The sequence below is a fragment of the Streptomyces sp. MMG1121 genome (assembly GCF_001280015.1).
GTDB lineage: Bacteria > Actinomycetota > Actinomycetes > Streptomycetales > Streptomycetaceae > Streptomyces.
In genome coordinates this window covers 142593-154308 of the sequence record NZ_LGDV01000038.1, presented here as the reverse complement: position 1 = coordinate 154308, position 11716 = coordinate 142593, and the positions used below count along the sequence as shown (strand labels likewise).

Below are 11716 nucleotides of genomic sequence, written 5' to 3'. Positions count from 1 at the left end.
CAGGGCGGCGTTGGCGGTGGTCACGACTGCGTACTCCCATCGGTGGTGGACGGGCCGAGCGCGCGTACCGCGGGCAGCAGCACCTCGGCGATCTCCTTCAACTGCGGCTCGGGGTCGAGGGATCCGATCCGTACGACCAGGTGCCGGGCGCCGGCCCGGACGTAACCGCCGAGCCACTCGGCGCACTGCTCGGCGCTGCCCCAGGCGTAGGCCTGGATGGCGCTCATCTGCTCCAGGGAGCGGCCGTAGTAGTGGCTGATGTAATGCTCCAGTTCGGCCTTGGCGGCGGACTCGTCGCTGTTCACGGTGACCGTGGCGTACAGCGCGGGGGTGACCGTGCGGCCGGCCTCCGCGGCGAGTCCGGCGAGCCGGCGGCGGGCCCGGCCGTAGGCCTCGACGTCGGGCAGGAACGGCAGCCAGCCGTCGTAGCGGGTGGCCGCGCGGGCGAGGACCTTGGGGGTGTCGCTGCCGGCCAGCCACAGGGGCGGGCCGCCGGGGACCGCGGGCGAGGGGAGCCGGTCGAGGTGCTCCGCCTGCCAGAACCTGCCGTCGAACTCGGTGGGTTCGCCGTCCCGCCCCGAGCGCCAGGCCGTGCGCCACAGCGCGGTGATCTCGTCGAGGCGGCCGACGCGGCCCTCGAAGGAGGCACCGACCGAGGCGAACTCCTCCTCCGTCTCGGCCATCGGGAAGCCCGAACCGAGACCGAGGACCAGCCGGTCGGCGGCGACGTGGCTCAGGCTCGCGATCATGTTGGCGCCGATGAGGGGGTGGCGCAGGGCGGGGGTGAGGGCGGCGGTGCCGACAGTGATGCGCGTGGTCGCCGCCGCCGCGGCCGACAGGACGACCAGAGGGTCCAGTCTGGGGCGGGCGGTCAGGGAGTCGCCGGCCCACAGGGAGTCGAAGCCGAGCGCTTCTGCCTGCCGGGCGAAGTCCAGCAACGGCGCTGCCGCGTAGGTGCCGTTGATGGCCTGCTCCCGGGTGGGCAGGAGGATGCCGATCCGCAGTGAGGTCACAGCGTGCTCCCAAGGGGGTCCCTCGCCGGGGCCGTCAGCTGGTCCCGCACCGCGCGGCGCAGGATCTTGCCCGACGGGTTGCGGGGCAGGGACTCGGTGACGTGGTAGGTGCCCGGGATCTTGTAGTCGGCGATGCGGCCGCGCAGGGACAGCAGGAGTTCCCGGGGTGTGGCGTTCGTGCCGGGGCGCAGGACCACCACCGCGTGCACGCTCTCGCCCCAGCGGTCGTCCGGCAGGCCGACCACCGCCGCCTCGGCCACGGCCGGGTGCGCGGCGAGGGCCTTCTCGACCTCGGCCGGGTAGATGTTCTGCCCGGCGACGATGATCGTGTCGTTGATGCGGTCGCAGAGGTGGAGGTAGCCGTCCTCGTCGAGGTAGCCGGCGTCGCCCATGTGCAGCCACTCCCCCACCAGGGTGCGGGCGGTGGCCTCGGGCAGGTTCCAGTAGCCGAGCATCCGGGAGGGCGCGCGGACGCAGATCTGGCCGACGGCGCCGGACGGGAGGGTCTCGCCGTCCGGGCCGATCACCTTGACCTCGTTGCCGGGGCAGGGCCTGCCCACCGAGGTCAGCCTGCTGCTGCCGGGGTGGTGGGCGTCCGGCGGCAGGCACACCGCCACGCTGCCGGTCTCGGTGCTCGCGTAGATCTGGGCGAACTCGCAGTCGTAGGTCTCCAGGCACTGCTTGAGCAGCGTCTCGGACATGGGGGCGGCGCCGTAGGCGATCTTGCGGAGGGAGGTGAACGCCTCGGGCCCCGCCTCGCGTTCGGCCGCCATCGCCTGGAGCATCGCCGGGGCGGCGAAGGTGGTCGTCACGCGGTGGGCGCGGATGAGGCGGACCGCTTCCTGCGGGTCGAACTGCGGCATGACCACGTTCGTGCCGCCGGCGTTGAAGGTGTGCAGGAACCAGCCGATGCCGGCGACCCCGAAGCCCGGCAGCGAGATCAGGGCCACGTCCTCGGGCAGCCAGTCGATCCAGTCGACGCCCGCGGCGCGCCCGGCGTGCGGCAGGGTGAAGAAGCTGCGGTGGGCGAGGACGGCGCCCTTGGGCAGGCCCGTGGTGCCACTGGTGTAGATCTGGACGACGGCGTCGTCGGGGCCGGTGCCGGGCGTGAGGTCGGTCTCGGGCTGGTCGGCGGCCCAGGCGAGCAGGCCGGCGCCGCGCGCGGGTTCGCCGTCGGCGTCGGTGCCGTCGACACGGATCACCCGGCGTAGTCCGCGCAGTTGGTGGCGGACGGTGGCGACGGTGTCCCAGAACTCGTCGTCCACGAAGATCAGGGCGGCCCGGGAGTCGCGCAGGATGTGGTCGACCTCGGTCGGGGTGAGCCGCCAGTTGACCGGGACCAGGACGGCGCCCGCCTTGGCGCAGGCGATCATCACGAGGTAGTAGTTCGAGGACTCGCGGCCCAGATAGGCGACCCGGTCGCCGCGCCGGACCCCGCTGGTGCGCAGGGCGTGGGCGGCGCGGTTGCTGTCCCGGTGGAGCTTTTCGTAGGTGGTGACCCGGCCCTCGCAGACGATCGCCGGATGGTCCGGGCGGCTGCCGGCGTGCGCGCGGGCGGAGTGGTGGAGCGTCCAGCGCTCCCTCGGTATGTCGGTCATCGTGGTTTCCCGTCCCTTACTGTTCACGCTGCCGGGGCGAGCTGCCCGTCGACGAACCGGGCCAGCGCGCGGACCGTGGGGTGGTCGTGGGTGAGGGAGGCCGGCAGGGGCAGCCGGAACGCCTGCTCCAGTGCGGCCTTGACCTGCTGGGCCATCAGGGAGTCCAGGCCCAGCGAGACGAACTCGCTGTGGGCGTCCAGTTCGTCGCCCTCCTCCAGGTGCAGGGCGGCGGCGACCTTCTCGCGGACCACGCCGGTGACGGCGGCGAGCCGTTCGGCCTCGGGCAGAGCGGCGAGGGCGCCCAGGTCGAGGCCGCTGCCGTCCTCGCCGTCGGTGCGGCGGGCGAGGCGGTCGTAGAACAGGTCACCGGTGACGCTGCCCGCGACGTAGCGGTCCCAGTCGAACTCGCCGACGATGCGCTGGGTGCGCGGGCGCCCCCACAGCCGGGCGAGGGTGTCCAGGGCGCGGGTCGGGGAGAAGAAGCGGACGCCGCTGCGTTCGATCTCCTCGCTGAGGTGTTCCTCCAGGCGGGCCGACATGCCGACCCTCGCCCAGGCGCCCCAGTTGACCGACAGGCCCGGCACCCCGCGCCGGCCGCGCCACTCGGCGAGCGCGTCGAGGCCGGCGCTGGCGGCGGCGTAGTGGCCCTGGGTGGCGCCGCCGAGGACGGAGGCGATGGAGGAGTAGGTGACGAAGAACTCCAGCTCCGGGAAGGACTCCTCGGCGGCCTCGTGCAGCAGCCAGCCGCCGTAGGCCTTCGCGGCGAGCTGGGCGTCGACGGACTCCCAGGTCAGTTCGGAGATCAGCTTCTTGTCGTAGGAGCCGGCGGCGTGCACGATCCCGCCGAGCGGGTACGGTCCGGCCGCGAGCTGCCGCACCAGCCGCCGTACGTCCTCGGGGCGGGAGATGTCGGCGCGTACGACGTCGATCTCGACGTCGGCGGCGAGGTCGGCGAGGACCGGGGAGGCCTCCTCGGTGGCCCGGCCGCTGCGGCTGACCAGGGTCAGATGCCGGGCGCCGAGCGCGGCCAGCTTGCGCGCGGTGACCAGACCGAGGCCGCCGAGCCCGCCGGTGACCAGGTAGGTGCGGTCGGCGCGGAGCCCGCCGGGGCCCTCCTCGGCCGGGTCGGACCGCTGCTCGGCCGGTTCCTCGGGCAGGTGGACCCAGGCCCGGCCGGCCGGGTCGGACAGGGCGGTGCGCAGCGCCTCGCCCGTCTCGTCCAGCCGGAAGCGGGGCGCGGTGGCGTCGGCGCCGGTGGCGTGGACGACGGCGGGGGCGGGCACGGTGAGCGTGGCACGGAATGTGCCGTCGTACCGTACGAGCACCTCGTCGCCCGGTGCGAATCCGGTGCCCTCGGCGGTGGCGAGCACCGTTCCATGGGCCAACTGGCCGAGCAGCGGCGGGGGTTCCTCCTCGCCCTGAGCCTCTTCGGCGCGTTCCGCCCGGCCGGTGTCCAGGGCGGTGCGGGCGTCGTCGGCGGTCAGGCCGACGAGGTGGACGCGTACCTGGACCTCGTCGGCCCCCGGGGCCCGGTCGGCGACCGGGGCGAGCGCCAGGTCGGAGAGGTCGCCGGAGTCGGGGGCGCGCAGCTCGAAGCCTCCGGTCCAGGTGAGCGAGGTGTCTCCGGCGAGCAGCCGGCGGACGTAACGGCGGCCCGGACGGACGGCGACCTGGTACTCGCCGGGCGGTTCGGCCCGCCACTCCGCGGCGAGCGGGGCGAGGCCGCTGCCCGGGGCGAGGTCGACCAGGGTGGCCCGGTACTGCGGGTACTCGGTGAGCAGCACCCGGCCGAAGCCCCACAGGGTGGCGGCGCCGAGGTGCCCGCCGTCGCCGGCCGGGTCGCCGGGCAGCCACTGGGCGCCCTCGGTGACCAGCCAGAGCCGGGGCGGGCGGGGTGCGCCGGTCGCGTCCAACGCGCCCACCAGTGACAGGAGTTCGCGGTAGTTGTCCTCGCACTCGGCGCGCAGCCGGCCGGCGGACATGGGCTCCGGGCGCTGCCGCCAGAGCCGGCAGACGTCGGTGACGGTGGGGTCGTCGAGGGCGGCCTTGAGGTCGGTGGGGTCGGTCAGCCAGGTGACCTTCAGGCCGGGTTCGGCGGCGAGTTCGGCGGCGCGTGCCGCGGAGGGGTCGAGCAGGACGACGTGCCGGGCCGGGGTGTGCTCCGCGGCGGGCAGGGCGCGGCGCACCCAGTCGGGTCGGTGCAGGAACTGACGCCGGCCGCCGCGGCCCTCGGGGCGGGCCATACGCACACCTAGCAGCTCGGCGACCGGCTCGCCGTTCTCCAGCAGCAGCACGTCGGCCAGCCGCCGGTCCTGTTCGCCGCGGACCCGGGCGAGGACGCGCAGGTTCGCGCCGCGCGGCTTGCGGAAGTGCCGTACGGCGCCGATCTCGCGCGGTACGAACACCGGGCCCTCGGGGTCGAGGACGACCAGCGCCTGTACGGCGGCCTCCAGCAGCTCGGCCGGGACGTGCTCGACCGCGGTGGCGTCGCGGCCGGTCAGCTCACCGGTGACGAGGCCGTCGCCGTGCCGGGCGGCGCGCAGCAGCAGACGCATCCTCGGGCCCTGGGGGCGGCCGACGGAGGCGAGGTCGGTGTAGATGTCCTCGTCGTCGATCTGCTGCCCGGCCGGGGCGAGGGTGGCGTCCAGTTCGGCCAGCTCCGAGACGGGTACCAGGGGCTCGGGGTCGGCGGCGACGACGGCGGTGGCGTGCAGGTTCTCCTCGCCGCCGACGGTCGTGAACACCTCGACCTCGGCGCCGCCGCCGTGCCGGGGCCGCCAGCGGGTGGTGAGCGCGGTCAGCGTCTCGGCGGGCAGCTCCAGCGGGGCGAGCAGCCTCAGGTCGCGGACGGCGGAGCGGGCGTGGCCCTGGACCGCGTCCTGCACGGCGAGCAGCAGGTCGACGTAGGCGCCGGCGGGCAGGACGGTACGGCCGCCGTCGGCGAGGTCGGCGAGCGCGCCGAGTTCCTCGGCGGTGAACTCCGCGGTGAACTCCCGCACCCCGCAGGCGAACCGCTCCTCGACGCCGAGCAGCGGGTGGCGTGCGGGGCCGCCCGCCGAGGTGCGGCGCGGGGTGACGGAGGGCAGCCAGTACCGCTTGCGCTGGAAGGCGTACGTCGGCAGGTCCACCCGGGCGGGCGCCTGGTGCCCGGCGTGGTAGCCGGTCCAGGAGACGGTGAGGCCGGCCGCGTAGTAGTCGGCGAGGGCGGTGAGGGTGGTGGCCGTACTGGTGTCGCGGCGGCGCAGGCTCGGCAGCCACAGGTGGTCCTCGGCGCTGACCCCGCGCCGGGCGAGCGCGGTGAGCCCGGCCTGCGGGCCGATCTCGACCATGGCGTGCCGGCCGCGCTTGGCGACGGCCCGGATGCCGTCGAGGAAGCGGACGGGCTCGGCGATGTGCCGTACCCAGTACTCGATGTCGCCGATCTCGCGCAGCCGGGCGAGCCGGCCGGTGACGTTGGAGACGAGGCTGATCCGCGGCTCGTGGAAGGTGATGCCGTCGAGGGCGGCCCGGAAGTCGTCGTGGACCTCGGTCATCAGCGGGGAGTGGAAGGCGTGGGAGACCTTCAGCCGCTCCACCCGGACACCGTCCGCCGCCAGGGCGGCGGTGACCTCGTCCAGGGCGGCGGTGGCGCCCGAGATCACTGTCTGGTCGGGGGCGTTGATCCCGGCCAGCGCGAGGTCTGCGCGGCCCTCCAGGAGCGGGGCGACCCGCTCGACGGGCGCGGCGACGGCGGCCATCCCGCCCTCGGTGCGCACGGCCTGCATCAGGCGGGCGCGGGCGGCGACCAGCCGTACGGCGTCGGGCAGGCTGAACAGGCCGGCCACGGCGGCCGCGGCGACCTCGCCGATGCTGTGCCCGATCAGCACGTTGGGGCGGGCGCCCCAGGCCATCCACTGCTGGGCGAGGGCGTACTCCAGGGTGAACAGGGCGGGCTGGGTGTACTCGGTGCGGTCGATCGCCCCGGGGTCGGCGGCGGTGCCGAGCAGCAGCTCGCGCACGGAGCGGCCGAGGTGCTCGGCGAACAGCCGGTCGCACGTGTCCACCTGGGCGCGGAACTCGGGGAGGGCCGCGTAGAGGGCGGCGCCCATGCCGGCGTACTGGGAGCCCTGGCCGGTGAACAGGAACGCGGTCTTGCGCAGCCCCGAGGGACCCTCGTGCCCGGTGGCGGCGGTGCGCTCCAGGAGCCCCGCGAGAGCGGCGCGGTCGGCGACCGGGGCGGCCACACGGTAGGGGTGGTGGGCGCGGGCCACGTTGGCGGTGTGGCACAGCGCGCCGAGCGGGAGTTCGGGCTGCTCGTCGAGTAACCGCCGGTATTTTCCGGCGAGTTCGCGCAACGCCGGGGCACTCTTGGCGGAGAGGGTGAACAGCGGTGCCGCGCCCGCCGTTTCGGTGACCGGCTCCCGTTCGGGCGCCTGCTCCAGCACGACCGCGCCGATGGTGCCGGCGAACCCGAAGCTGTTGACGACCGCCCGCCGGACCTCGGCCTGCCAGGGCTCGCAGGCGGTGGGCACGCGCAGCGGATACAGGTCCCAGGGGATGCGTCCGGAGGGCGTGTCGAGGTTGAGGTGCGGGTAGACCGTGCGGGCGCGCAGCTGGAGCACCGTCTTGATGACGCCGACGATGCCGGAGGCGGGCTCCATATGACCGAGGTTGGTCTTCACCGAGCCGACCAGCACCGGGCGGTCCTTGGTGTGGGAGTCCACGAAGACGTCCCCGATGGCGCCGAACTCGATGGGGTCGCCGAGCGGCGTGCCGGTGCCGTGCGCCTCGACGTACTGGATGTCCTCGGGCGCCAGCCGGGCGGTGGCGAGCGCGCTGCGGATGACCTTCTCCTGCGCGGGCCCGTTGGGCACGGTGAGTCCGGCGCTGTCGCCGTCCTGGCCGACCGCCGTACCGCGCACCAGGGCGAGGATCCGGTCGCCGTCGCGCTCGGCGGCGGAGAGCAGCTTGAGGACGACGATCCCGCAGCCCTCGGCGCGCGCGTAGCCGTCGGCTCCCTCGTCGAAGGTCTTGCACCGCCCGTCGGGGGCGAGCATCTGGGCGTTGGAGAACATCACCGGGATGCGCGGGTGGTGCAGGGCGTTGACGCCGCCGCACAGCGCGATGTCGGTCTCGCCGGCGCGCAGCGCCTGCACGGCGAGGTGCAGGGCGACCAGCGAGGAGGAGCAGGCGGTGTCGACGCTCATGCTCGGGCCGCGCCAGCCGAGGAAGTACGACAGGCGCCCGGAGAGCGGGAACATGGTGATGCCGGAGGCCAGATGGCCGTCCAGTTCCTCGTACGGCAGCGCGTCCAGCTCCAGCGCGTAGTCGATGGAGCTGGCGCCGATGTAGACGCCGCCGTTGCCGCGGCGCAGCGGGGCCGGGTCCAGGCCCGCGTGCTCAAGCGCCTGCCAGGCGGTCTCCAGCAGCAGCCGCTGCTGGGGATCCATGTAGCGGGCTTCCTTCGGGGAGATGTTGAAGAAGCCGGCGTCGAACAGGTCGATGCGGTCGAGAAACCCGCCGGCCGAGGCGACGATCTTGCCCTTGTCGTCGGGGCCCGCGGGGGTGAACGCCTCCACGTCCCAGCGGTCCCGCGGGATCGGCCCGATCCCGCTGCGGCCCTCGCGAAGGAAGGCGTCGAACTCGTCGGGCGAGCCGCTGCCGCCGGGGAACCGCAGACCGATTCCGACGATCGCGACCGGCTCGGGCGCCTGCTCTGTCTCCGTACGCGGCATGGAGCGACTCCTCAAGCTTCCTGGATGGCCTGGGTCAGGTGGTCCACGAGATGGGCGATCGTCGGCTCGTTGAAGAGCACGCTGACGTTGATCGACAGATCCAGGAGCTGCTCCAGGCTCTGCCGTATCTCCGTCAGCCGCAGTGAGGTGAGGCCGAGATCGAAATAGCTGATGTCGACGGGAAGATCCTCGGATTCCTCCATCAGGAGGACGGTCCGGAATTTCGCTGTGACGATCGACTCGATTTCGTCGGCGAGTTCACTGCGCGGGAGGTCGCGCAGGCGCCGGCTCGTGCTGTCGACAGGTGGCATGCGCTTCATGCAAGCAGCGCCGGCTGACGCCCCACTGACGGCTTCGCGCAGGCTGGTTGGCCGGATCGGGCCGGTCAGTCGGGCGTCAGCGCCGGGTCAGATTCCGCTGCCAGGCTCGCCTTGCTTCAAGAAATCCACTCGCCATATCCGAAAGGCTGAAGATGCTTCGCGAAGCCGCGCAGGAGGAGAGTGCTGAGGCACCTTCCGGATTGAAGAGCTACGACCTCTACATCGCGGGCAAGGACGTCGCCGGGGACGGCTGGGTCTACACCGTCAGCGGACGCTCCCTGCTGGAAGACGTGTTCACCAGCGTGAGCCTGAAGCGCTCCCTCGAACAGGACCCGGAGTCCGAGGCGGCACAGCACCCGTATGTCGTGGGGCGCTGCGCGATCGCGGACGACTCCGCCATCGACCTGGCCTCACAGGCCGCCGCCGCGGCCGCCCCCGACTGGGCGGCCGTACCGCTGGAGCGGCGGATGAAGCTGGGCACCCGCTTCCGCGAGGAACTGATCAAGCACCAGGACGAGTTCCTGCGCATGCTGGTCGCCGAGTCCCACCCGGTGAAGCTCGCCCGCTGGGAGCTGAGCTGCCTGCTGCAGATCTACGCCCCCGGCTCCCTGCGCTGGTACCTGAAGCAGATGCGGGTGGAGAAGGAGTACAACGGCCGCAAGCTGATCCTGCACCGCCAGCCGGACGGCGTGGTCGCCTTCAACCCGCCGCAGAACGCCCCGCTGCCGAGCGCCGCGCTGTGCGTGCTGGCCCTCATGGCGGGCAACGCCGTGGTGGTGCGGGCCCCGCGCAGCATCGCGCTGTCCACCATGTGGCTGCTGCGGGACGTCGTCGCCCCGCTGCTGGAGGAGGTCGACGCGCCGGCCGGTGTGCTGAACGCGGTGTGCTCCAACCCGAAGCAGACCATGGACCGCTGGATCGCCGACCCGCTGATCAACGACATCTTCTACATCGGCGGCAGCCAGGAGGGCCTGCGCTTCGAGCAGAGCTGCGTGGCGCACGGCAAGAAGCCGATCCTCGAACTCGCCGGCAACGACGGCATCGTGGTGTGGAAGGACGCCGACCTGAAGTGGGCGGCCGAGGCCATCACGGAGGCCTTCTACGGCTCCGGGCAGATCTGCATGGTGCCCAACTACGTCCTGGTCCACCCCGAGATCGCCGAGGCGCTGATCGCCGAGGTGCGCGAGCAGGTCAAGGGCATCAGGCCGGGCCTGCCCGAGGAGGAGGACGTGCTGCTGTCGCCGGTCCGGCGCAGCGAGCGCTTCTTCCGGCTGCTGCGCCAGGCCCTCGACAACGGCGCCGAGCTGATCACCGGCGGCAACCGTACCGAGGTCGACGGCACCGTGTCGGAGACCGGTGTCTTCCTCCAGCCGACGGTGCTGCGGGTGGACGGCCTGGACCGGGCCCGCACCTACGACGTGGTCCGCGAGGAGACGTTCTTCCCGCTGATCCCGATCGTGGTCGCCGAACGCGACAACGACGACGCCCTCCTGGAGGCGTTCCTCCAGTTCGTCAACAGCAACGACTACGGGCTGCGCAACTCCCTGTGGTCGCGCTCGGACCACGTCGTCGAGACCTTCGTGCGGCGCACCGTCAACGGCGGTCTGCTGAAGGTCAACGACTCCCACATCGGCTTCCTGCCGTACCTGCCGAGCCACGGCGGCACCGGCCGCACCGGCGGCGCCTTCGGCGAGGCCAACTACCCGATGCTCAAGACCTCCCACGTGCAGGGAGTCAGCATCGCCCACGACGTCAGCCCGTACGACGCGGTGTTCGGCGCCTGATCCGCCCGCCCTCGAAGCCTTCCGGAGGTTCCCCGTGCGTTCCCTCGATGCCGCCCGGTCCGTCTGCGAGCGGTTCCACCCCGGACTGCTCAAGGAGCTGGAGCAGATCCCGTACGCCGAACGGGAGCGGCCCGGCAGCCCGGTGATCGACCTGTTCCGCATCCACGGCGGGGTCGGTCTGCTCATCCCCGAGGCCTACGGCGGCCACGGCGCCGCCCCGCTCGAGGCGCTGCGGGTCCAGCTGGCCCTCGGTGCCCTGTCTCCGTCGCTGGTCGCAGCGGTGTCCATGCACCACTTCACCGCCGCCATGCTGTACTCGCTGGCGATCAGGTCGGGCCGGCTCACGCCCGCGCAGACCGATCTGCTGTACCGGATCGTGCCCGAGCAGCAGGTGATGGCCTCGGGCTGGGCCGAGGGCCGTACCGCGCAGAACATCCTCAAGCCGGCCGTGACCGCGCGTCCGGTGGAGGGCGGGTTCCTGCTGTCCGGCGCGAAGAAGCCGTGCAGTCTGTCCCGTTCGATGAGCCTGCTGACCGCGTCCATCGCCATCCACGGCGAGGACGGCGGCGAGCCGGAGCTGGCGCTCGCGATCGTGCCCGCCGACGCGCCCGGCATGACCGTGCACCCGTTCTGGGGCAACGGCCTGCTGGCCGGCGCGGAGAGCGACGAGGTGCGGCTGGAGGACGTGTTCGTCCCGGCCGAGATGGTGGTCCGGGCCGGCGCGGACGATCCGACCCGGCTGGACGATCTGCAGTCGGCCGGGTTCGTGTGGTTCGAGATGCTGATCTCGGCCGGGTACGCGGGCGGTGCCGCCGCACTGGTGGAGCAGGTGCTGGAGCGCGAGCGGGGCGGCGCCGAGGAGCGGGCCGCGCTGGCCGTCGACATGGAGGCCGCGCTCGCCCTGCTGGAGGGTGCGGCCACCGGCACCGGCCCGGAGCCCGGTGACGAGGAGTCGGTGGCCCGGGTGCTGGTCGCCCGGTACGCGGTGCAGAACGCGCTGCCGGACGTCGTGGGGCGGGCGCTGGAGCTGCTGGGCGGGCTGGAGTTCATCAACAATCCGGCGTCCGCGCAGGTCGCTGCCGCTACGCGTGCGCTGGCCTTTCATCCGCCGTCCCGGATCGCTGCCGCGGAGCCGCTTCTCACGTATTTCGGCGGAGGGCCGCTGGTTCTGGCCTAGAGCTCGGCCGGTCCGGCCGAGTGGGCGGCTGCGGGCCGGACGCGGCTGGTCGCGCTCACACGGCAGAGCCGCACACCGATACGGCCCCGCGCCCCTTCCGGGGCGCCATA

At 73.1% G+C, this 11716-nt stretch carries 6 protein-coding genes; 2 read left to right on the top strand and 4 right to left on the bottom strand.

The window, feature by feature from the left end:
• Positions 1-20 precede the first annotated feature (20 nt).
• From ADK64_RS05625 to ADK64_RS05610, 4 genes are read right to left on the bottom strand one after another with little or no spacing between them, the layout of a single operon-like run.
• A complete protein-coding gene (locus ADK64_RS05625; protein ID WP_053655415.1) occupies positions 21-1013 on the bottom strand; it encodes an LLM class flavin-dependent oxidoreductase in 993 nt (330 codons plus the stop codon).
• Complete coding sequence (locus ADK64_RS05620) at positions 1010-2611, bottom strand: fatty acid--CoA ligase (protein WP_053655412.1); 1602 nt, start codon at positions 2609-2611, stop codon at positions 1010-1012. The genes ADK64_RS05625 and ADK64_RS05620 overlap by 4 nt, the downstream gene beginning before the upstream one ends.
• A gap of 23 nt (positions 2612-2634) precedes the next feature.
• Positions 2635-8325, bottom strand: coding sequence for a type I polyketide synthase (locus ADK64_RS05615; protein ID WP_053655410.1), 5691 nt, complete (start codon positions 8323-8325; stop codon positions 2635-2637).
• 11 nt (positions 8326-8336) lie between these two features.
• Positions 8337-8636: an acyl carrier protein gene (locus tag ADK64_RS05610; RefSeq protein WP_053655408.1), complete on the bottom strand. Its 300-nt coding sequence runs from the start codon at positions 8634-8636 to the stop codon at positions 8337-8339.
• Between the two features lie 161 nt (positions 8637-8797).
• Between ADK64_RS05610 and ADK64_RS05605 the strand changes: the two genes are divergently transcribed.
• Both ADK64_RS05605 and ADK64_RS05600 read left to right on the top strand, forming a co-directional pair.
• Positions 8798-10429 carry an aldehyde dehydrogenase family protein gene (locus ADK64_RS05605; RefSeq protein ID WP_053655406.1) on the top strand — a complete coding sequence of 544 codons (1632 nt, stop codon included), beginning with the start codon at positions 8798-8800 and terminating at the stop codon, positions 10427-10429.
• A 34-nt stretch (positions 10430-10463) separates the two neighbouring features.
• The gene (locus tag ADK64_RS05600; RefSeq protein WP_053655405.1) at positions 10464-11606 is read left to right on the top strand and encodes an acyl-CoA dehydrogenase family protein; all 1143 of its coding nucleotides are present in this window, start codon (positions 10464-10466) and stop codon (positions 11604-11606) included.
• The last annotated feature ends 110 nt before the right edge of the window (positions 11607-11716 follow it).